The following is a 21,131-nucleotide window of genomic DNA, read 5'->3' as shown; positions in this document are numbered from 1 at the left end:
CGGACTCCCGGACCCGCGGCCGAAACAGCCTGCCGCCCAGGGCCGGGGCGCGCGCTCCGGTTTGGGGAGTCGGCGAGTATTCGCTAGAGTTCTGTCCGTGAGTCCGGGTCGGCCCGGAGACGCACGCGGAAGTGGCTCAGTGGTAGAGCATCACCTTGCCAAGGTGAGGGTCGCGGGTTCGAATCCCGTCTTCCGCTCGAAGGGGCTCCGGCCCCCACTCGGTGGAGTGGCCGAGAGGCGAGGCAACGGCCTGCAAAGCCGTGTACACGGGTTCAAATCCCGTCTCCACCTCTTGTCTTCGGCGCGGACGATTAGCTCAGCGGGAGAGCGCTTCCCTGACACGGAAGAGGTCACAGGTTCAATCCCTGTATCGTCCACCCTTCGCAGATCCCCAGGCCCACGGCCTGGGGATCTGTGGTTTTCTCCACGGGAACCGGCTGCTCCGCGAGCCGTCCGCGCGGATCGCCGACGGTCATGCCGGTGCACCCATGTCGGCGTCGCGAGGGTCGTTACCGTCACCGGACCGCAAAGAAACGGCAATTGTGCCGCTGTAAATCGTATGTCGCCCTTATCCGATTTCATACCGTCCGGGGTGTATGTTGGCACGGGCCAATCGGCAAAGCCACTCAGACCGGTTAAGGGCACGGTTAATCATGCGCAGGCCCGGCCTGCACGAGGCGATGGACCGCACCGTTTAATGTCCTAACATGAGCGATCGCCCACGTATCTCTCGTTCCTGGGTACCCGCCGCGGCGGGTTACGCGGCGTTGGTCATCGGGATCCTGGACATCATCCGGGCCGTGTTCCGGCCCTTCCGGGGAACACGGGTGGGCGAGATAGCGGGGTTCCTGCCGGGGACCGTCACCTCGCTCGCCCAGGCGGCCTCGCTCGTCATGGGGATCCTGCTCGTCATGATCGCGCACGCGCTCCGGCGCCGGAAGGTGCGGGCCTGGCGGGCCGTGGTGCTGCTGCTGCCGCTGAGCGCCCTCATCGAACTCGTGCACCTGCGCCGGCCCGTCAGCGCCGCGATCAGCATGCTGGTCTTCGCGGTGCTCGTGATCAACCGGCACGAGTTCCACGCCCTCTCCGACCCGCGCACCCGCTGGCGGGCGCTCTGGAACTTCCTGCTCCTGTGCGTCCTGGACGTCGCCATCGGGTGGGTGGTCGTCAACAGCCACCCGCGCAACATCGTGGGCGACCCCGACATCGGCGAGCGGCTCCAGCACGTGCTGCTGGGCCTCATCGGCCTGGAGGGCCCGGTCCAGTACTCCAGCGAGAGAACCGCCGACCTGGTTTACTTCTCCCTCGCCGGGCTCGGTCTGCTCACCGCTGTGACCACTCTCTACCTGGCGCTGCGGCCGGAGAAACCCGTCGCCGAGCTGAGCCCCGAGGAGGAGGGGACGGTGCGCGCGCTGCTCGACCGGCACGGCGCCCGTGACTCGCTGGGCTACTTCGCGCTGCGCCGGGACAAAAGCGTGATCTTCTCCCCCACCGGCAAGGCCGTGATCGCCTATCGGGTGGTCGCCGGGGTCATGCTGGCCAGCGGCGACCCGATCGGCGACATCGAGGCCTGGCCGGGTGCGATCAGGCGGTTCATGGAGGAGGCCAGGCGGCATGCCTGGGTGCCCGCCGTGGTCGGGTGCAGCGAGACCGGGGGCGAGGTCTGGACCAGGGAGGGGGACCTGTCCGCGCTGGAGATCGGCGACGAGGCCGTGGTCGAGGTGGCCGACTTCACCCTCCAGGGCAGGGCCATGCGCAACGTCCGGCAGATGGTGAACCGGATCGAACGCGCGGGCTACACCTGCCGGGTACGGCGGGTCGGGGACCTCTCCGAGACGGAGAAGGAGCGGATCCGGCACGCCGCCGACTCCTGGCGGGGCACGGAGGTCGAGCGGGGCTTCTCCATGGCGCTCGGCCGTTTCGGCGACCCCTCCGACGGCGACTGCGTCGTCGTCACCGCGCACAGGGCCGCCGAGGAGGGGACGGCCCCGCCCGGCGAGGACATCCGGGCGGTCCTGCACTTCGTCCCGTGGGGGGCCGACGGCATCTCGCTGGATCTGATGCGCCGTGACCGCGGCGCCGACCCCGGCCTCAACGAGCTGCTGATCGTCAAGGCGCTGCAGGCGGCCCCCGAGCTCGGGGTGCGCAGGGTCTCGCTCAACTTCGCCATGTTCCGCGCGGTGCTGGCCAGAGGCGAGCGGCTGGGGGCCGGTCCGGTTCTGCGGGCCTGGCACTCCATCCTCGTCTTCCTGTCCCGGTGGTTCCAGATCGAGTCGCTGTACCGGTTCAACGCCAAGTTCCACCCGCTCTGGCTACCCCGGTTCCTGGTCTACCCCGCCGCCCGCGACCTGCCTCGTATCGGCGTGGCCGCGCTCCAGGCGGAGGCGTTCATCAACGTCGGCCTCCCCCGGACCCCGTGGCGCCACAGGTCCCGTCCCCGGTCCGGCCCGGGCGTCGCCGAGGACCGGGCCCCGCTGGCACGGTGAGAGCCGCCCCGGCGCCGAGTGATCAGCGGGTTCGCCGGGTATGGAAGGCGCCCGGGGGCACGGTCACGGGTACGGCGCGCCGGATCCGCCCCGGCACGCGGCGGCTCGGCGGCAGGCGCCCCTGCCGGGCCCGCGTCTCCCGCGCGTCCGTGAACAAGGGGGACTCCATGCTTGAGAACATCGCCACGCCAGGCGATCTTGGTCGCCGGGTCGCGAAGCGGCGCAGGGCTCTCGGCCTGACCCGGCAGGAGCTGGCCGGACGGGCCGGGATCGACCCCGGCTACCTCGCCTACCTGGAGGAGAACGCCGCCTCGCCCACCGCGGGAACCGTGGAGCGGCTGGCCGCGGCGCTCGACACCAGTGGCGAGGAACTGCTCGGCGGCGCCGTGGGCCGGCTCGCGGAGCGCGATCACACCGCGGCGACCCCTCGGCTGGAGGGGCTGAGCGCCGACGAGTGCCTGCGCCTGATCTCCCCCGGCGGCGTGGGCCGGGTGGCCTACGACGGCCCCTCCGGACCGGTGATCCTGCCCGTCGACTACGTGGTGCACGGGGGTGCCGTGCTGCTCCGCACCGCGTTCGGCGGCTCGCCGGACCGGAACCCGCGCACCGGTGTCAAGGGTGCCGGGTTCGAGGCCGCCTTCGAGGTGGACCGGATCGACGAGGTCGACAGGCGGGGCTGGAGCGTGCTCGTCCAGGGCACCGCCCACCACATCTCCTCCGGGCCCGAGCAGGTGGCCGTGACCGCCGCGGACGTCGAGCCGTGGGCGGGCGGAGAGCGGGAGCTCCGCATCCGGATCGTCCCCGCCGAGATCAGCGGGCGGCGCATCCACCACACCACCCGGTAGCGGCCCCGGCCCTGACCGGTTCCGGTCGGTACACCAGGCGGCGAAACGGACACGCAACCGGTTTGTCCAGAGGGTTGTCCTGATTAGGCCACTCTCAGAAGTAAATCTTGTCAAAGCATGCGATTAGTGCGAATACTTACCGTTTGTTCTTATTTCTGGGAAAGGCATGCAATGAAGCAGGTCATCATTCACAAGCCCGGCACCATCACGCTCAGCGGAGCCGCCAGCCCGAAGCATGTCGGCTGACATCTGAGCCACGGAACCGGCGCCCAGCGATGGGCGCCGGCCCCACGCCCCACCCCGAGACAACCCAGAGGAGACCGGTGAGTCCGGGAACGTTCCCATCGGAGAAACCGCCCCTCGCCCCCCTGCTCCTGCCCCCGGTGGACGCCGACCGGCGGCTGCGCGGACCGTACACCGTCGCGGGCGCGATCGTCTCGGCCCTGGTACCCGTGGCCCGGCCGGAACTCGTGGCCCGCCATGACATCGAGCTGCGCGCCGTGGCGCCGGACGCGCGCGAGCTGATCCCCGTCAGGCGCCGCTCGGCGGCCGACGGGCTGCCCAGGGCGGAACGGATCCTGGTGCACGCGCCCCGCCGTACGCTGCGGCTGTCGAACGGGATCGCCGAGTTCCTCCGCGACCACCTGTCCGAAACCGGGCCTCGGACGCTCGTCGTCGAGAACGTCCACCTCGCCGACCCCACCGATCGGGAGCTGCTGACGGTGCTGCGGCGGCGGATCGCCCCGGAGTCGCTGACCGTCGTGACCGGCGGGCGGGCCGTACCCGAGAAGCCGCTCAGCCCCCAGGAGCACGACACGCTGGCCGACGAACTGGAGCGGGGGGGCACGGTCGGCGTGCGGCTCGGGGCGATCCCCTACCACCGCGAGCGGGGCACCGATCAGGACGGAGCGGTGCGGGCGTTCCGGCACGCGGTCGAGTGGTGCCTGGACGCGGGCTGTCACGAGGCGGTGGCCGAGCTGGGCCTGCGCGCGTTGCGACTGGCCTGCCCGGAGAACACCGAGCCGGAGATCCGGTGGCGGCTGCTGCACAGCACAGCGACCGCGCTCGGCGCGCTGCGCCGCGAGGACGAGGCCGAGGCCCTGTTCGACCTGGCCAGAAGGGAGAGCCTCTCCCCTGTCACCCACGCGGCCGCCGCCTACTCCACCGCGATGCTCAAGGTCCGTCACCACGACCCGGCCCGGCGCGACCTCGACGCCGCGCTGGCCTGGGTGAACCAGGCGATCGCCATCTCCACGCTCCTGCCCGATCCGCGCGAGCGGGCGTTCAAACTGGGGTTCGACCTCAACGGCCGGGCGCTGGTGGAGGTACGGCTGGGCCGCCCCGCCAAGGCGCTGGAGCTCGTCCAGCGGGCGCTGGACCTGGCGGACCGGGATCTGCGGCCGGGCGAGCACCCGATCCACCGGATGGTGCTGCTGGCCAACCGGGCGCAGCTCGCCGTCATGCTGGGCCGCCCCGAGGACGCCCTAAAGGACCTGGACGCGGTGATCGCGGCCGACCCCGGCTACCCCGACTACTACATCGACCGGGGGAACCTGCTCCACCGGCTGGGCAGACCGGAGGCGGCGATCGCCGACTACGAGACGGCGATGCGGGCCGGCCCGCCCTTTCCCGAGCCCTACTACAACCGGGCCGAGATCCGTTTCGCCACCGGCGACCACCGGGGCGCTCTCTCCGACCTGGACCACGCGCTGGAGCTGGATCCGGAGTTCGTCGACGGGCTGACCAACCGGGCCGGCCTGCTGGCCGCCCTCGGCGAGTACGGCCGGGCCAGGGCCGACGCGGAGGCCGGCCTGGCACTCGACCCGCTCAACCCGTACCTGCTGTGCGCGCTGGGCCAGGTCGAGATGGCCGAGGGCCGCCCGGAACGGGCGCGGAGCGCGTTCGACCGGGCCGTGGAGCTCTCCCCCTCACTGGCGGCGGCCTGGGCCGGCCGGGGCATGCTGGCGTTCGAGGCCGGCGACCCGGAGGGCGCGGTCGCCGATCTCACCCGCGCTCTGGAACCGGGGGCGGACCCGGTGCTGCTGTTCAACCGGGCGATGGCGCTGCGCGCCGCCGGACGGGAGGAGGAGGCGGTGGCCGACCTCACCCGGGCGCTGGGACTGGCCCCGGACGACGACGACATCCACAGGGCCCTGCACCGCCCCTGACCCCTCGTCGCCAAGGGAAAACGCCTTGTTACCAAGAGGCGAATGGCGAATCATTCACCAGCATGGATACCCTCAGGAGGTCGACACGGCAGTGGCTCGCCGGCTCGGTGATGGGCAATCGGGGGTTCCGGACCCTCTGGGTCAGCCTGATCGCCTCCGTCGCCGGAGATCAGATCTTCCCTGTCGCGGTGGTCGTCTCACTGCTCGACGCGGGTGGGGACGCCACGGTGGTGGGCGGGGTGCTCGCCGCCCGCTGGGCCGCCCTGGTCTCCTTCGGGCTGTTCGGCGGGGTGTGGGCCGACCGTCTGCCCCGGCGGCACGTCATGCTCGCCTCCCAGGGGTTCCTGTGCTGTGTGGTGACCGTCGGCCTGTCGGGGGTGACGTCGGCCTGGGTTCTCGGCGGGATGGTCTTTCTCGCCGGGGCCGCGGAGTCGTTCTTCCGCCCCGCCTTCCAGGCGTGTCTCGGCTCGGTCCTCGCTCCGGCGCAGCGACCGGCCGGTGCCGCCCTGAACGCCGTCTCCTGGCGGATCGGCGCGATCGCCGGGCCGGGCCTGGGCGCGTTCCTGGTGTCGTTCGCCTCGACCGGGACGGCGTTCCTGGCCGCCCTGGTGGCCTTCGCGCTCAGTCTGGGCGTCCTGCTGACCCTGCGCGAGCCCACTCTGGCCCGCGCCCCCCGGGCCTCGGCCTGGAAGGAGATCGCGGAGGGCGTGCACGAGGTCTGGCTGCGGCGCTGGATCGGCGCGGTCGTCGGGGTGACCGCCCTGCAGTCGATGCTCACGATCGCCCCCGTCCAGGTGCTGCTCCCCCTCCTGGCGCGGGAGAGTTTCGGCGGCGACTCCTTCTACGGAACCGGCCTCGCCCTGCTCTCGGTGGGCGGGCTGGCCGGGGGGATCGTCAGCATGGTCTGGAAGCCCCGGCGGGCGGGTCTGGCCGGGATCCTCGGACTGGCGGCGTACGGGCTGGTGCCGCCGGCTCTCGGACTGTCGCCGACCCCGTGGCCCGTCTACGTCTGCCTCGCCCTGGCCGGGTTCGGGCTGGAGGTCTTCTCAGTGCAGTGGGTGGTGTCACTCCAGCGGGAGGTGCCCGCCGAGCGGCTGGCCCGCGTCACCTCCCTGGACTGGATCGCCTCCTCGGCGCTGACCCCGCTCGGCCTGGCCATGACCGGCCCGGTCACCTCGGCTCTGGGAACGTCGCCGGTCCTGCTGCTGGCCACCCTCGCGGGCGTCACCCTGCCCTTAACGGCATTGCTCGCCCCGGGAATGACCCATTTCAAGAGCCAACCCCAACAAAAGAAGAATAATGCCGAAAAAAGATTGACGTCATTTCCCCAGCACCCCATATGATCATGAACCACACAGGACCCCTCCCGCCACTGAGGAAACACCAGTCCCACCGATCTGGATGGAGTGCGTAGTGACGGAAGACGAAAAGATTCAGCAGCCCACCGAGGTCAAGGCCGAGGTTAAGGTCAAGATCCGCATCCGCCGGCTCGGCAAGATCGAAACGACCGGCAACGTCGCCAGCAACGCCAGCGGCAACTGACGCCGCCTGCTCTCGGCCGGCCCGGCACCCTTCGGGGCCCCGGGCCGACCGTGGAGGAACCCGTGCACTTGCCAAGAGTGAAGAGAGAACACGCCGCCTACCGCCTGGCGGACGGCAGGATCCGGATCGGCGGCCAGATCTACGGCGTGGCCCAGGAGATCGAGGACCCCGACGGCCTGGTCTGGCGCGTGCTGGGTGCGATGGACGGCACCCGCACCCCCGAGGAGATCTCCCGGCACCTGACCGGGCTTCCCCCGGCCGCGGCGGCCGAACTGGTCGCCCAGCTGATGGATTCCGGTCATGTCGAGGACGTCGGCGCGACCGCGCCCGAAGAGCTGACCCCACGCGAACGAGAGCGCTACAGCCGCGGTCACGCCTTCTTCCGCTGGGCCGACCTCACCCCCAGGGAGCACGGCTGGGAGGCTCAGCTCCGGCTGAGACAGGCCAGGGTGCTCCTGCTCGGCCTGGGCGGGACCGGCGGGACCGCGGCGCAGGCCCTGGTGGCCTCCGGTGTCGGAACCCTGCACTGCGTGGACGTCGACCGGGTGGAACTGTCGAACCTCAACCGGCAGGTCCTGTACTCCGAACGGGACGTGGGCCGCCCCAAAACCCGGGCCGCCCTGGAGCGGCTGCGCGCCCTCAACTCCGATGTGCGGGTCACCGGCGAGGAGGCGCGCATCACCTGCCCGGAGGACCTGGTCCGGATCTCCGCGGGCTTCGACGTCGTGGCGCTCTGCGCCGACGAGCCCAAAGGGCCCGACGGAATCCGGGTGTGGACGAGCAGGGTGTGCGCGACGGCGGGGCTGCCCTGGGTCGGCGGAGGCTACAACGGCCCCCTCGTCACCGTGGGCGTCTTCCTGCCGGGCCGCGGTCTCTGCTACGAGTGTGTCATCCGGGCCGAGGATCGACGGCGGAGCCGGGAGGTCTCCCACCACCCCGACTCCCGGGGCTTCTCCATCGACCTCGGCGGCCCCGGCGTGACGGCCGCCTCGGCGGGAATCTCCGGCCATCTGGTCGCCAACGCCGTCGTCAGGATCGTCACCGGCGTCCCCGAGATCCTCGCCAACTTCATCCACGGGGTCAACCTGATCGCCCCCGACCACCTGGTTTTCGGCGAATACGGCGAAGGCGAGGGATGCGGACGGTGCCGGAGATGACCGCGGTACGGCTGCGCGAGCTCCGGATCCGGCGGGACGGCGCCGAGTGGATCGTGGGGAGAGCCGAGACCGGCCGGTTCATCTCGATCCCACCGTCCGGAATGCGGGTGATCGAGCTGCTGCGGGAGGGCGCCTCCCCCGCGGAGGCCGAGAACCGCATACGCGGGGAGAGCGGTGAGCGCGTCGACGTCCAGGACTTCGTGACGGCCATGGTCGAAATGGGGTTCGTGGCCGAGATCGACGAGAGGCCGGTGGCCGCCCCTCCCCCGGCGCCCGTCACCTTGCCCCGGCTGAGACCCGGGCATGTCGCCTGGCTGCTCAGTCCGCGGTTGCACGCCGCCGTCGCGGCGCTGATCCTGCTCGGGGCAGGGCTGGCGCTGGCCAGGCCCTCGCTGCTGCCCGGCCCCTCGGCGGTGGCGTGGAACGCCCTCGGCAGCGTGTCCCTGCTCACTCAGGCGATGATCGCGTGGTCGTGCGTCTGCCTGCACGAGCTCGCCCACCTGTGCACCGCCCGCGCGGCCGGGGTTCCCGGACGGATCCGGCTCAGCACCCGGCTGCAGTTCCTGACCGCCCAGACGGACGTGACGGGCGTCTGGGCGGCGGAGCGGCGGGATCGGCTGACCGTCTACCTGTCCGGAATGGCGCTGGACGCCGTGATCGCCAGCTGCGCGCTGGTCACGCTGGCGCTGACCCATCCGGGTGGCGGCCCACACCGCCTGGTCTCGGTCGTCCTGCTCAACCAGGTCGTCTCGCTCGGTTTCCAACTGATGATCTTCATGCGGACCGATCTCTACTTCGTGTTTCAGGATCTCTCCGGCTGCCGCAACCTGTACGCCGACGGGAGGGCCTACCTCGGCTACCTGCTTGGCCGCCCGCTCCGCCGTCCGGCGGTGAACCCGCTGGCCGAGCTGCCCCGGCGCGAGGCCGTGACGGTGCGGATCTACACCGTCGTCCTGCTCACCGGCACCGCGGCCTGCCTGACCGTGGCCGTGGTGGTCATGATCCCGGCCCTACTGACGCTGCTCGGTCCCGCGCTCGACACGTTGATCTCCGGCGGCGACCTGGTCGCGACGGCCGACGCCGTCGTCGTCGTGACGGTTGTCGGGGGCTTTCAGCTCCTGTGGGCGTGGACCCGGTGGCGGGAACGCCCGGTACGGCGTCGCCGGTGTGGGCGGAGTGGATCGGCCGGGGGTCCCCGGCCGGCCGGATAGGTAACGTTCGGCCAGTTCACAGGTGCCCTCGGTGTAACCGGCGCCGAGTTCGGCGGCGATGTCCACGCCGGTGTGCGTGCCGATCCAGGCGACCAGCAGCAGGCGGCGGAACATGATGAACGTCCAGATCTCGGCCTCGTCCTCGGCCGGCAGGCCGAGAACGGTCCGGTAGCCCCGCACCCAGGCCGCGATCATCTCGGGGACCTGGGGGTGGTGCTCGATGAAGCTGACCGCCGCGGCCAGGTCGTAGAGGTACCACCCGAAGCCGCAGTCGTCGAAGTCGATGACACCCGGCGGCTCGTCACCCACCACCAGCAGGTTGGCCAGGCGCAGATCGGCGTGGATCAGTCCGTAGCGCCCGGGCCCCCGGCCGAACCGGCGCAGCCGCTCCCGCAGTTCCTTGGCGAGCCGTTCCAGCACGGCCGCCGCCTCGGAGTCCACCCCCACCCCGTCCTGCCAGCGGCCCCAGCGCGACTCGGCGCCGAGGGCGGCGTCGTAGTCCCAGTGGAAGCGGGTGAAGGCGGCGGGGCGCCGCCAGTTCCGCGCGTGCCGGTGCATGCGCGCGGTGAGCGCGCCGAGCCGCTCGAAACCGGGCACCAGCCGATCCGGCGGCGGTTCGGCCCCCGGCAGGAACTCGAACATCACGCAGTCGCGGGGCTGCGCGCCGGGGACGGTCAGCACCCGCCGCCCGCCGGGGGCCGGGAGCACCCTGGGGGTCCGGACCCCCGCCTCCACCCTCAGCGCCTCCAGCCATGCCAGCTCGGAGAGGATCGCCGGGGTGGCGTGGTAGCCCAGGCGGTGCACCCGCAGGATGGAGCACGTCCCACCTGCCGGATCGTCGACCCGGTAGGTGGCGTTCTCCGAAACGTTGATCAGCGTGACCTCGGCGTCGGGCAGGCCGTGGATCCGCACCGCCGCACGGGCGGCGTCGTGCACGCGGGCCAGCACGTCACCGCCGGCGGACAGATCGTGGGCCTGCATGGATCCTCCGTGAGAACGCTCAGAACTTCCGATACGAGATCTTGCATCATCCTGCCTGGCCTGGATACAAACCAGATTGTCCACCTCTCAGGCTTTCCAAGGGTAAGGAGCCCGGTGAACCTCGAACTCGCGCTGCGCATGTGTGAGGCCGCGGTAAAGCAGGCCGGGCGCGAAGGGGCCCTCGTCTCGGTGGCCGTGGTTGACGAGGGCGCCCGCCTGGTCGCCTTTCAGCGGATGGACCACGCCGAGATCGCCGGTCCGGTCCTCGCCCCCGGCAAGGCGTACACCGCGGTGGCCCACCGGATGTCCACCGCCGACCTCGCCTCCCTGGTCGCGCCGGGCGGGGAGCTGTACGGCCTCGCCGGGGACCGCTACGTCTGCCTCGGCGGCGGCGTCCCCCTCCGGGAGTCCGGTGAGAACCACCGGGTGGTGGGCGCGATCGGGGTCAGCGGCGGCACCGTCGCCCAGAACGTGGCCTGTGCCGAGGCCGCCGCGTCGCTCTGGGAAGGGCTCTGGCAGAGGAGTTGACATCCATTCCGTCCTAAAGGACGGGGATTCCGGTCTGCCGCGCGTGCGGCTCCCGGCGGGTTACCGCTTCACCGCGCGGTGCCGGGATCACTCCCGGTCTTACCCGCGCTCCACAAGTGCGTAAGCCCCAGGTCGACACCGACTTCGCCCGTCGTCTGCGGCAACGGTTCGCCCGTCGCCTTGACCACGAACGAGGCGAAGTACCGCCCCGCCGCGGCATGGGAAGGCGCCGGGTGGAAACGCGGGGCCGTACCCGGTCAGGAGCGCAGATAGGCGAGGACGGCGAGGACCCGGCGGTGCTGGTCGCCGTCCTCCGCGTACAGGCCGAGCTTGGCGAAGATGCTCCGGATGTGCTTCTCCACCGCGCCGTCGCTGACCACGAGCCGGCGCCCGATGGCCGGATTGGACCTGCCCTCCGCCATCAGGCCGAGCACCTCGCGCTCCCTCGGGGTGAGCCGGGAGAGCGGGTCGTCGCGGCGCCGTACCATCAGCTGTGCCACCACCTGCGGGTCGAAGACGGTGCCGCCGGCCGCCACCGTCCGCAGACCTCCCAGGAAGTCGTCGACGTCCACCACCCGGTCCTTGAGCAGGTATCCCACCGCCCCCCTGGCGTCGGCGAGCAGGTCGTCCGCGTAGGACACCTCCACGTACTGGGACAGGATCAGCACCGGCGCCCCGGGGACCCGCCTGCGTGCCTCGACGGCCGCCCGCAGCCCCTCGTCGGTGAAACCGGGCGGCATCCGGACGTCCACCACGGACACGTCCGGCCTGTGCTCGGCGACGGCCGCCACGAGGCCGTCGCCGTCGCCCACGGCCGCGACCACCTCGCACCCGAACTCCTCCAGCAACCTGATCAGGCCCTCCCTGATCAAAACCGCGTCGTCGGCCACGACTACCCGCACGGAACCTCCGCCACGATCACCGTGGGCCCGCCCACCGGTGACTCCACAGCCAGTTCGCCGTCCACCGCCCTGAGACGGTCGGCGAGACCGGACAGACCATGTCCTTTGGCGACATGTGCGCCACCGACTCCATCATCCCCGACCGTCAGCATCAGTACACCGCCGGTCCTGCTCAGCGACACCGTGCAGACGGTGGCGTGGCTATGCTTGGCCGCGTTGGTCAGGGACTCGGCGACCACGAAGTAGACGGTGTTCTCCACCGCGGCGGGGAAGCGGCCCGTCGTCTGCACGTCCAGCTCGACCGGGATCGTGCAGCGGCCGGCCAGCGCGGCGAGCGCCGGGGCCAGGCCGCGGTCGGTCAGGATGGGCGGCGCGATGCCCCTGGAGAGCGCACGCAGTTCGTCCAGGGTCTCCCGGGTCGAGGCGATGGCCTGGCCGAGCATCTCCTCCACCGCCTGCGGATCGCTCCTGAGCCGGCGCTGGGCCCGCGACAGGTCCATGGCCAGGGAGACCAGGCGCTGCTGCGGGCCGTCGTGGATGTCGCGTTCCAGCCGCCGCAGCGCGTTCGCCTCGGCCGACACAGCGGCGGCCCGGCCCTGGGCCAGGTCGTCGATGCGCTCGTGCAGCTCGGCCACCCCGGTCAGCATGGCCCGGCCGAGCCCGGCCTGGACCAGTGCCGCGCCGCGGAGCATCAGCGGCAGGGTGAGCGCGAACAGCACACCGATGACCGTGTTGAACACCACCTCGACCAGCGGGCTGTCGCTCAGGCCCAGCAGTTCGGGAAGCCCCTGGTTACCGGGGATCTGGACGATGATCCACCTGTAGAGGGGGTAGGTGAGGCCGGTGACCGTCCCCGCCCACCAGGTCACCGCGACCACGAAGGTCACGATGGAGAGCGGGAAGGCCACGATGCCGTAGAGCAGGTCGAGCCACGACTGCCCGCTGGTCAGCGGGTTCACCATGCGGCGGAACCATCCCGCGTTCCGCGGCGCGGCGCGGTAACGCGGCCGGGGCACCGGGCGGCCGAGCACCTCGGGCAGCATCCGCCGTTCCACATCGGCCATGCCCCGCGCCACCAGCAGCGTCGCCGCCAGGATCGGCAGGCCCACCCACACGATCACCGTGCCGACCCCCGCGGCGAAGCCGGCCGTCATCAGGCAGAAGAAGACCACCGAGACGGGAAAACCGACGATCAGGTAGCGGCTGTCGACACCGACACGGCGCAGGAGGGTTCTCATGGGGCCAACGCTATGAGCACGGCCCCCGGGCATCGACCCCGCGCACCGGTGTGAGCGGGGTAGGGCGCTCCCTACCGGCGGCACCGTCGCCGCCCCCATTCAGTCCACTTGATCACGGTTTAGCGGTATTTAAGATGAATCGGCCATTCGGAGTTCGCTATTTTGCCCGCGCGATAAGGGCATCCGTGACCCGAGTGGGTCCGACCACCTCCACTTCTTCGGCAGTATTGAACCGTGAGCCTTGTAGATCGCCTGCCAGAAGAGATCGACGCCGACCCCGACGCCATCTTCGACGCGTTCGTCGGATGGAACTCCGAGCGGGGGCTCACCCTCTACCCCGCGCAGGAGGAGGCGCTGATCGAGGTCGTCTCCGGCAACAACCTGATCCTGTCCACCCCCACCGGGTCGGGCAAGAGCCTGGTCGCGGCCGGCGCGCACTTCACCGCGTTGACACGGGACGTGCGCACCTTCTACACCGCGCCGATCAAGGCGCTGGTGTCGGAGAAGTTCTTCGACCTGTGCGCGGTGTTCGGCACCGAGAACGTCGGCATGATGACCGGCGACGCGAGCGTGAACCCCGGCGCGCCGATCATCTGCTGCACCGCCGAGATCCTCGCCAACGTCGCGCTCCGCGACGGCGCCCAGGCCGACATCGGCCAGGTCGTGATGGACGAGTTCCACTTCTACGCCGAGCCCGACCGGGGCTGGGCCTGGCAGGTTCCGCTGCTGGAACTGCCAGGCGTGCAGTTCATCCTGATGTCGGCGACGCTGGGCGACGTCAGCAGGTTCGAGGAGGATCTCACCCGTCGCACCGGCCGGCCCACGGCGGTGGTCAAGAACACCGAGCGCCCGGTCCCGCTGGTCTACTCCTACCGGCTCACCCCCCTCCACGAGACGCTGGAGGAGATGCTCACCACCAACCAGTATCCGGTCTACGTCGTCCACTTCACCCAGGCCGCGGCCATGGAGCGGGCGCAGGCGCTGATGAGCATCAACATGTCCACCAAGGCCGAGAAGGAGTCCATCGCCACCCTGATCGGCAACTTCCGCTTCACCACACGTTTCGGCAAGGCCCTGTCACGCCTCGTACGGCACGGCATCGGCGTCCACCACGCCGGAATGCTCCCCAAATATCGCCGGCTGGTGGAACGGCTCGCCCAGGCGGGCCTGCTGAAGGTCATCTGCGGCACCGACACCCTCGGCGTCGGCGTCAACGTGCCGATCAGGACCGTGCTGTTCACCGCGCTGAGCAAGTACGACGGCAGCAAGGTGCGGCGGCTGCGCGCCCGCGAGTTCCACCAGATCGCCGGGCGGGCCGGACGGGCCGGCTTCGACACGATCGGCTACGTCGTCTGCCAGGCCCCCGAGCACGTCGTGGAGAACGAGAAGGCGCTGGCCAAGATCGGTGACGATCCCAAGCGGCGGCGCGGCTTCTCTCGCAAGAAGCCGCCGGAGGGCTTCGTCGGCTGGAGCGAGGAGACCTTCCAGAAGCTGCAGACCGCCGAGCCGGAGCCGCTGAACTCCCGGTTCAAGGTCAGCAACGCGATGCTGCTCGCGGTGATCAACCGCCCCGGCGACTGCTACGCCGCGATGAGACACCTGCTCACCGACAACCACGACGACCGCAGGTGGCAGCGGCGGCACATCCACCAGGCCATCGCGATCTACCGCTCGCTGCTGGCCGGCGGCGTGGTGGAGAAGCTGGCCGAACCCGACGAGCAGGGCCGGATGGCCCGGCTGACCGTGGACCTGCAGGAGGACTTCGCGCTGAACCAGGCGCTGTCCACCTTCGCGCTCGCGACCCTCGAACTGCTGGACATGGAGTCGCCGACCTACGCCCTGGACATGGTCTCGATCATCGAGTCCATCCTCGACGACCCCCGCCAGATCCTGTCGGCGCAGCTCAACAAGGCTCGCGGCGAGGCCGTGGCGCAGATGAAGGCCGACGGCATCGAGTACGAGGAGCGGATGGAGCTCCTCAACGACGTCACCTACCCGACGCCGCTGGCCGATCTGCTGCTGGGCGCCTACGAGACCTACCGCCGGGGCCACCCCTGGGTCGGTGACTACACGGTCAGCCCCAAATCCGTGGTCAGGGACATGTACGAGCGGGCCATGACCTTCGCCGACTACGTGCAGTTCTACGAGCTGACCCGGTCCGAGGGCACCGTGCTCCGCTACCTCGCCGACGCCTACCGCACCCTGTCGCGGACCATCCCCGAGCATCTCAAGACCGAGGACCTCATCGATCTCATCGAGTGGCTCGGCGAACTGGTCCGTCAGGTCGACTCCAGCCTCCTGGACGAATGGGAGCAGTTGCAGAACCCCACCGGCGAGCTGGAGGCGCCCTCGCTGGAGGAGACCACCAAACCGGTCACCGCCAACATCCGCGCCTTCAGGGTGCTGGTCCGCAACGCGATGTTCCGGCTGGTCGAGCTGGCAGCCCTGGAGAAGGAGGAGGAGCTCGCCGAGCTGGCACCGGACGTCGACTGGGGGGCCGCGCTCGACGCCTACTACGCCGACCACGAGGAGATCGGCACCGGCCCCGACGCCCGCGGCCCCGGCCTGCTCCGCATCGAGGAGGAGAAGGAGTTCTGGCGGGTCCGCCAGGTCATCGCCGATCCGGCGGGCGACGGCGACTGGGGCATCGACGCCCAGGTGGCCCTGGCGGCCTCCGACGAGGAGGGCCGCGCCGTGGTGCACGTCATCGGCCTGAACCGTCTTTGACCGAGGCGAGGCCGGCGCGGGCCTCGTAGTCGGCGACCAGGCCGGACGGGGCGGTCAGGCACCACCCCTCGGTCACCGCCTCGGCCAGCTCGGCGGGGTCGACGCGGTCCAGCCGGATCTCCACCCAGCCGAACCGGCCGCTGGTCCAGGAGGACCCGTAGACCTCCGGGTCCTCCCCCACCATGGCGGCCCGCTCCTCCACGGTGACCTTGACCTGGGCGGTCCGCTTGGCCTCCGAGAAGTAGCCGAAGCCCTTGCCCCGGACCCTGAGCCCGACCCACTCCTCACTGTATTGGGCCAGCTCCACCTCGGGCAGCGCCGACGCGATCCTCAAGAACTCCTCGGGGGTCACTCCACGTTTGGTCATGGAGCAGAGCTATCAGACCCGACCGACAGATCGGGCCCTTCCTCGCGAAGGTCAGCCGTAGTACTTCCGGGCGCCCTCGTGGAGGGGGACAGGGCCGGCCCGGGGGGCGCTCTCACGGGTGACGCTCCGGGCCGCGGGGTGGACCCTCTCCAACTCCGCCCGGTGCTCCAGCAGCAGCCGGGCGAGGCCGCCGGCCAGGGCGGGGTCCATGCCCTCGTTCACCACGAGCAGGTTCGGCACCGTGATCGTGGCGACGTCGGCCGGGGTCGAGTAGACGTCCCTGGGGATCGTGCCCGCGGCGTACGCCTGGCCGTACCGGTCGCGCAGGGGGGCCGGCGCATCGTCCAGCGGGATGAGGGTCACCTCACCCTTGAGGCTGGTCATCAGGTCGGTGACCCCCGGCGTGGGCAGGCCGCCGGACCAGACCAGGGCGTCGAGATCGCCGTCTTTGATCGCCTGCACGCTCTCGGGCAGGCCGAGCGACTGAAGCACGACGTCCTCTTCCGGGTCAAGGCCCGCGACCGTGAGCAGACGCAGCGCGATGACCTCGGTGCCGGAGTTGGGGGACCCCGTGGAGACCCGCTTGCCCTTGAGGTCGGCGAGCGTTTTCACGCCCGACTCGACGGTGGCGACCACCTGGGTGTAGTTGTCGTACAGGCGGGCGATGGCGCGGATCGGCTGCGGAGAGGTGAACGCCCCCGTGCCCGTGACCGCGTCGGCGGCGGAGTCGGCGAGGGTGAAGGCGATGTCGGAGTCGCCCCTGACGACTCGCTGGATGTTCTCCACCGAGGCGCCGGTCGCCTCGGCCGTGGCCTGATAGCCGGGGATGTGCCTGCCGATCTGGTCGGCGAGGGCCCCGCCGAGGACGTAGTAGACGCCCGTGGTGTTGCCGGTGGCGATCGACAGCCGCCTGCCCTCGGCGCCTCCGTCCCCGGCCCGGCCGGCGGAACGGTCACCGCCGCAGCCGCCGAGCAGCAACGCCCCGGCGGCCAGTAGCACGGCCACACGCCTGATGATCGTCATTGTTCCTCCCGAGCTCGGGTGACCAGGTGCAGTGCGACGGCCAGGGCCAGCAGACCCGCCCCGGCCAGCGCCGGAACGGGCGACAGGAACAGCAGCAGGACCGCCGCCACCCCGCACAGCACCCGCTCGGCCGGTCTCGCCCGGCCGAACAGCCAGCCACCGGTGGTGGCGGCCAGGGCCGCCACCGCGAGCGCCGAGACCCCTGTCGCGAAGAGAATCTCCCCTATCGGCCCCTGGGCCAGCAGCGCCGACCCCGTGGGGGTCAGCACGAAGGCGAACGGCACCAGGAAGGCCGGAAGCGTGTACTTCCAGGTGGCCATCATGGTCCGGTGGGCGTTGCCGCCGGTGATGGCCGAGGCCGCGAGGGCCGACAGCGCCGTGGGCGGGCTGACCTCCGACAGCACCGCGTAGTAGAAGATGAACATGTACGCCTCGGCCGGACCCGCCCCCAGGCCGGTCAGCGCCGGACCGATGACGACCGCCGCGATGACGAACGACGCGGTCACCGGCACGGCCAGGCCGAGCACCAGCACCGCCAGCGCGCACAGCAGCGCGGTGACGGCGAGAATGCCGCCCGAGGCCCCCACGATCAGCGAGCTCGCCTTGAGGCCCAGCCCGGTCAGCGTGACGACGGCGACGATCATCCCGGCGGCGGCACAGGTGACCGCGACGGGAAGCACCCCCGTGGTGCCCGCGGCGAGCGCCTCGGCCGCTCTCCGCGGGGTGAGCCGCCGGCCGGGGTCGAGGAAGGAGAGCGCGAGGGCCAGCAGCGTGGCGTACACCACCGCCCGGAACGGCGACTGCCCCAGCGCCATCAGGACGACGATCACGAACAGCGAGCTGAAGTGGTATCCGAACCGCCGCATCAGCGGCCACAGGCGCGGCGCGTCCGCCCCGGCCGGCCGCGTGCCGTACTTGCGGGCGTCGATCTCGATGGCCAGGAAGACTCCCAGGTAGTACAGGATCGTGGGAATCAGCGCGTAGACGAGCACGGTGAGGTAGCTCACCCGGAGGTATTCGGCGATGACGAACGCCGCCGCGCCCAACGTGGGCGGGGACAGGATCGCGCCGATGCCCGCGGCGGCGAGCACGCCTCCGCCCTGCTCACGGGGGTATCCCGCCCCGCGCAGGATCGGCCAGGCGACGCTGCCCACGCTCACCGTCGTCGCCACACCCGAGCCGCTGACCGTACCGAGCAGGAACCCGGCGAGGGCGACCGTACGGCCGGGGGCCGAGCGTGAGCGCCGGAAGGCCGCCAGGGAGACGTCCACGAAGAACCTGCCCGCGCCGGAACGGTCGAGGACCGTCCCGTAGACGGTGAAGAGGATGATGTAGGTGGCCGCCACGTCGAGCGGCACGCCGTACACACCGTCGGTGCCCATCACCAGCGAGGCCACGATCCTGTCGACGTCGTAGCCCCGGTGCCCGACGGCCCAGTCGAAGGGCAGGTAGCCGCCGTAGTAGGCGTAGGCGAGGAACCCGGCGCAGACCGCGGGCAGGATCCAGCCGACCGTGCGGCGGCAGGCCTCCAGCACCAGCAGCGAGATGGCCGCGCCCACCACCACGTCGAGGACCGTCGGGGCGAACGCCCGCCTGATGAAGTCGTCGAAGACGACCGTCGGGTAGAGGCAGAGCGCGAGCGACAGCACCGCCAGCGCCCAGTCGACCGCCCCCGGCCGATCGCCACTCCGCGGCCCCGGCTTGTAGCAGACGAAGGTGAGCGGCAGCACGACCGCGAGGAAGAGCATCCGGTAGGGCAGCACGGGACCGGGGCGGAACGCCCGGTAGAGCGCGTAGAGCGAGAGCCCGAGGGCGACGAGGGCGACGGCCCGCGCCACCCGGCCGGACAGCCGCCTGGCGGGCCGCTCGGCGTCGAACTCCGCGATCAGGTCATCCGGTGCCGTGGTCTCCGTCAAGCGTCGTCTCCCCGTGCGGGCCGCCGATTCCTGACAGGAGGGTAGCCGGAAAGGTGACATTATTCTGTCGGAATGACGCCACATTCCCGTCACCCTCGCGGCATCGGCCCCGCCGGAGGCGGCGGCCGTCCAAGAACCGGTGAGCCCTCCGGCCGTCAGCCGCCGGAGGTGTCGAGCTCGGCGTCGGCGCAGGGGACGACGACCTCGTAGGGGTCGTCCAGCCACCCCGCCGGCAGGTGGACGCGGTCACGCGGGTGCGTCTTGCCGCGCGGCGCGTCCACGCCGTCGGGCCAGGGCTGACCGGCCTCCAACTCGGCCAGGCCGTCCCGGAGGTCGGCGAGGGTGACGGAGACGGCCAGGCGGCGGCGGAGGTCGGCGCCGACGGTGAAGCCCTTGAGATACCAGCCGACGTGCTTGCGGAAGTCGGCCACGGCGTGCTGCTCGCTGCCGAAGCACTCGGCCAGCAGCGTGGCGTGCCGGTCCATCGTCGCGGCGACCTCGCCCAGCCTCGGCCGGATCGACTCGGCGCGGCCGTCGCACACGGCCGCCAGGTCCGCGAACAGCCAGGGGCGCCCCAGGCAGCCCCGGCCCACGACGACGCCGTCGCACCCGGTCTCGGCCATCATCCGCAGCGCGTCGGCGGCGCTCCAGATGTCGCCGTTGCCGAGCACGGGGATCTCGGTCACCGCCTCCTTGAGCCGCGCGACGGCCCCCCAGTCCGCGGCCCCGCCGTAGTGCTGGACGGCGGTGCGACCGTGCAGCGCGATCGCCGCGATCCCCTCCTCCACCGCGATCCGCCCGGCGTCCAGATAGGTGAGGTGGTCGTCGTCGATGCCCTTCCGCATCTTCATGGTCACCGGCAGCGTCCCGGCGTTGCGCACGGCCTCGCGCAGGATGGCCCGGAGCAGGTTCCGCTTGTACGGCAGGGCCGAGCCGCCGCCCCGCCGGGTCACCTTGGGCACCGGGCAGCCGAAGTTGAGGTCCACGTGATCGGCCAGGCCCTCCTCGGCGATCATGCGGACGGCCCTGCCGACGGTCACCGGGTCGACCCCGTAGAGCTGGATGCTGCGGGGCTTTTCACCCGGCTCGAACCGGATCATCTTGAGCGTCTTGGCGTTCCGCTCCACCAGCGCCCGCGTCGTGATCATCTCGCAGACGAACAGTCCCCCGCCCTGCTCGCGGCAGAGCGTCCGGAACGGCGCGTTGGTGATCCCGGCCATGGGTGCGAGCACCACCGGCGGCCAGACCTCAAGCGATCCCAGCTTCAACGACTCCACCTGGTGTTTTTACCGCACCGGGACCGTTAGGACGAATCATGCCGGACGGGACCTCCCCTCCGGCCCCGGCCACGGCGGCGGGATGTGACGGCCCCTTCGATGATCGCGGATCGTACTTCGTGGGGCACGGAATCACCCGCGGGCTCCGCCGGTCCGGCCGGTCACGGTTAGGCAAGCACCCGGAAAACCCGCTAGAGTTCACTCGTTGCCGCGGGGGACGCCCGGCGGAAACACGCGGAAGTGGCTCAGTGGTAGAGCATCACCTTGCCAAGGTGAGGGTCGCGGGTTCGAATCCCGTCTTCCGCTCGAAGGGTCTTCGGGCTCTCACTCCGGTGGAGTGGCCGAGAGGCGAGGCAACGGCCTGCAAAGCCGTGTACACGGGTTCGAATCCCGTCTCCACCTCTCGTGTTCCGCACGGACGATTAGCTCAGCGGGAGAGCGCTTCCCTGACACGGAAGAGGTCACAGGTTCAATCCCTGTATCGTCCACCAGTTTTCATGGCGAGTTTCGCGAGCCGCTCGCGCGTGCGCGCGTGAAGGGGTCCGGGACGGTTTCGCCGGATTCCCCGGCCCCTTACGCGCGCACGCGACAATCCCTCCCCAAAGGGCGGAGTCGTGTGACTTTCGCGATTTAGCCCGGCTGGTCTCCGGTGTAGCGGAAGATGTCTCCGCCGGAGTTGACGCCCCACACGGTGCCGTCGGAGGCCGCGCCGATGTCACTGAGGGCACCGGGGATCTGAACCCAGGGACTGGCGTCGTTGTTG

At 70.9% G+C, this 21,131-nt stretch carries 16 protein-coding genes, 6 tRNA genes and 1 pseudogene; 14 read left to right on the top strand and 9 right to left on the bottom strand.

All coding sequences use genetic code 11. The features are described from left to right. Positions 1–125: 125 nt before the first annotated feature. The 9 genes from ACWEF2_RS17535 to ACWEF2_RS17495 all read left to right on the top strand — a co-directional run bounded on the left by ACWEF2_RS17535 (position 126) and on the right by ACWEF2_RS17495 (position 8,198). A tRNA-Gly gene (locus ACWEF2_RS17535) sits at positions 126–197 on the top strand. 23 nt (positions 198–220) lie between these two features. Beyond that, positions 221–291: transfer RNA gene (locus ACWEF2_RS17530), tRNA-Cys, on the top strand. Positions 292–305: 14 nt separating this feature from the next. Further along, positions 306–377, top strand: a tRNA-Val gene (locus ACWEF2_RS17525). A 330-nt stretch (positions 378–707) separates the two neighbouring features. Then, positions 708–2,486 (top strand): phosphatidylglycerol lysyltransferase domain-containing protein, encoded by a 1,779-nt coding sequence (locus ACWEF2_RS17520; RefSeq protein WP_453816347.1) that lies wholly within the window; start codon positions 708–710, stop codon positions 2,484–2,486. 167 nt (positions 2,487–2,653) lie between these two features. Next, positions 2,654–3,331 carry a helix-turn-helix domain-containing protein gene (locus tag ACWEF2_RS17515; RefSeq protein ID WP_453816345.1) on the top strand — a complete coding sequence of 226 codons (678 nt, stop codon included), beginning with the start codon at positions 2,654–2,656 and terminating at the stop codon, positions 3,329–3,331. Positions 3,332–3,654: 323 nt separating this feature from the next. Continuing rightward, positions 3,655–5,499 carry a tetratricopeptide repeat protein gene (locus tag ACWEF2_RS17510; protein WP_453816343.1) on the top strand — a complete coding sequence of 615 codons (1,845 nt, stop codon included), beginning with the start codon at positions 3,655–3,657 and terminating at the stop codon, positions 5,497–5,499. A gap of 62 nt (positions 5,500–5,561) precedes the next feature. Continuing rightward, on the top strand, positions 5,562–6,842 hold the full coding sequence (locus ACWEF2_RS17505; protein WP_453816341.1) for an MFS transporter: 1,281 nt from the start codon (positions 5,562–5,564) through the stop codon (positions 6,840–6,842). Positions 6,843–6,912: 70 nt separating this feature from the next. Next, positions 6,913–7,041, top strand: coding sequence for a hypothetical protein (locus tag ACWEF2_RS17500; protein WP_453816339.1), 129 nt, complete (start codon positions 6,913–6,915; stop codon positions 7,039–7,041). Positions 7,042–7,118: 77 nt separating this feature from the next. After that, positions 7,119–8,198: a HesA/MoeB/ThiF family protein gene (locus tag ACWEF2_RS17495; protein WP_453816425.1), complete on the top strand. Its 1,080-nt coding sequence runs from the start codon at positions 7,119–7,121 to the stop codon at positions 8,196–8,198. 1,010 nt (positions 8,199–9,208) lie between these two features. On the opposite strand, the gene ACWEF2_RS17490 is transcribed toward ACWEF2_RS17495, so the two are convergent. Then, on the bottom strand, positions 9,209–10,390 hold the full coding sequence (locus tag ACWEF2_RS17490; protein WP_453816337.1) for a phosphotransferase enzyme family protein: 1,182 nt from the start codon (positions 10,388–10,390) through the stop codon (positions 9,209–9,211). Between the two features lie 114 nt (positions 10,391–10,504). Between ACWEF2_RS17490 and ACWEF2_RS17485 the strand changes: the two genes are divergently transcribed. Continuing rightward, positions 10,505–10,918 (top strand): GlcG/HbpS family heme-binding protein, encoded by a 414-nt coding sequence (locus tag ACWEF2_RS17485; protein ID WP_453816335.1) that lies wholly within the window; start codon positions 10,505–10,507, stop codon positions 10,916–10,918. 116 nt (positions 10,919–11,034) lie between these two features. Here ACWEF2_RS17485 and ACWEF2_RS17480 read toward each other — a convergent pair. The 3 genes and pseudogenes from ACWEF2_RS17480 to ACWEF2_RS17470 all read right to left on the bottom strand — a co-directional run. Beyond that, positions 11,035–11,133, bottom strand: a pseudogene (locus tag ACWEF2_RS17480) (RNA-guided endonuclease TnpB family protein); the annotation flags it as partial. A 42-nt stretch (positions 11,134–11,175) separates the two neighbouring features. After that, a complete protein-coding gene (locus ACWEF2_RS17475; RefSeq protein ID WP_453816333.1) occupies positions 11,176–11,820 on the bottom strand; it encodes a response regulator in 645 nt (214 codons plus the stop codon). Further along, positions 11,811–13,058 carry a sensor histidine kinase gene (locus ACWEF2_RS17470; protein ID WP_453816331.1) on the bottom strand — a complete coding sequence of 416 codons (1,248 nt, stop codon included), beginning with the start codon at positions 13,056–13,058 and terminating at the stop codon, positions 11,811–11,813. The genes ACWEF2_RS17475 and ACWEF2_RS17470 overlap by 10 nt, the downstream gene beginning before the upstream one ends. A 234-nt stretch (positions 13,059–13,292) precedes the next feature. On the opposite strand from ACWEF2_RS17470, the gene ACWEF2_RS17465 reads away from it, so the two are divergent. Further along, entirely contained in the window at positions 13,293–15,785 is a 2,493-nt protein-coding gene (locus ACWEF2_RS17465; RefSeq protein ID WP_453816329.1) for a DEAD/DEAH box helicase, read from the top strand. On the opposite strand, the gene ACWEF2_RS17460 is transcribed toward ACWEF2_RS17465, so the two are convergent. From ACWEF2_RS17460 to dusB, 4 genes are all read right to left on the bottom strand, one after another. Continuing rightward, the gene (locus tag ACWEF2_RS17460) at positions 15,763–16,152 is read right to left on the bottom strand and encodes an MmcQ/YjbR family DNA-binding protein (RefSeq protein WP_453816327.1); all 390 of its coding nucleotides are present in this window, start codon (positions 16,150–16,152) and stop codon (positions 15,763–15,765) included. The two genes, ACWEF2_RS17465 and ACWEF2_RS17460, sit on opposite strands and share 23 nt — an antisense overlap. Positions 16,153–16,203: 51 nt before the next feature. Further along, entirely contained in the window at positions 16,204–17,175 is a 972-nt protein-coding gene (locus tag ACWEF2_RS17455) for a TAXI family TRAP transporter solute-binding subunit (protein ID WP_453816325.1), read from the bottom strand. Then, positions 17,172–19,091, bottom strand: a complete 1,920-nt coding sequence (locus tag ACWEF2_RS17450) for a TRAP transporter permease (RefSeq protein WP_453816323.1) — start codon at positions 19,089–19,091, stop codon at positions 17,172–17,174. Before ACWEF2_RS17450 ends, ACWEF2_RS17455 begins: the two co-directional genes overlap by 4 nt. 155 nt (positions 19,092–19,246) lie before the next feature. Further along, the gene (gene dusB, locus ACWEF2_RS17445; protein ID WP_453816321.1) at positions 19,247–20,368 is read right to left on the bottom strand and encodes a tRNA dihydrouridine synthase DusB; all 1,122 of its coding nucleotides are present in this window, start codon (positions 20,366–20,368) and stop codon (positions 19,247–19,249) included. 234 nt (positions 20,369–20,602) lie between these two features. Between dusB and ACWEF2_RS17440 the strand changes: the two genes are divergently transcribed. From ACWEF2_RS17440 to ACWEF2_RS17430, 3 genes are all read left to right on the top strand, one after another. Further along, positions 20,603–20,674 (top strand) — tRNA-Gly (locus ACWEF2_RS17440). A 25-nt stretch (positions 20,675–20,699) separates the two neighbouring features. Beyond that, positions 20,700–20,770: transfer RNA gene (locus ACWEF2_RS17435), tRNA-Cys, on the top strand. Positions 20,771–20,784: 14 nt separating this feature from the next. Next, positions 20,785–20,859 (top strand) — tRNA-Val (locus tag ACWEF2_RS17430). 139 nt (positions 20,860–20,998) lie between these two features. On the opposite strand, the gene ACWEF2_RS17425 is transcribed toward ACWEF2_RS17430, so the two are convergent. Next, positions 20,999–21,131, bottom strand: a 133-nt coding sequence (locus ACWEF2_RS17425; protein WP_453816423.1) for a tectonin domain-containing protein, incomplete at its 5' end; no start/stop codon positions are given.

The sequence above is a fragment of the Streptosporangium sp. NPDC004631 genome (genome assembly GCF_053601935.1).
This window is presented reverse-complemented; position numbering and strand designations above follow the sequence as displayed.

What these genes read in the sequence shown, in the direction of transcription:
- ACWEF2_RS17520 (WP_453816347.1), top strand. Translation starts at nt 708, where the DNA reads ATGAGCGATCGCCCACGTATCTCTCGTTCCTGGGTACCCGCCGCGGCG.
- ACWEF2_RS17515 (WP_453816345.1), top strand. Translation starts at nt 2,654, where the DNA reads ATGCTTGAGAACATCGCCACGCCAGGCGATCTTGGTCGCCGGGTCGCG.
- ACWEF2_RS17505 (WP_453816341.1), top strand. Translation starts at nt 5,562, where the DNA reads ATGGATACCCTCAGGAGGTCGACACGGCAGTGGCTCGCCGGCTCGGTG.
- ACWEF2_RS17490 (WP_453816337.1), bottom strand. Translation starts at nt 10,390, where the DNA reads ATGCAGGCCCACGATCTGTCCGCCGGCGGTGACGTGCTGGCCCGCGTG.
- ACWEF2_RS17470 (WP_453816331.1), bottom strand. Translation starts at nt 13,058, where the DNA reads ATGAGAACCCTCCTGCGCCGTGTCGGTGTCGACAGCCGCTACCTGATC.
- ACWEF2_RS17460 (WP_453816327.1), bottom strand. Translation starts at nt 16,152, where the DNA reads ATGACCAAACGTGGAGTGACCCCCGAGGAGTTCTTGAGGATCGCGTCG.
- ACWEF2_RS17455 (WP_453816325.1), bottom strand. Translation starts at nt 17,175, where the DNA reads ATGACGATCATCAGGCGTGTGGCCGTGCTACTGGCCGCCGGGGCGTTG.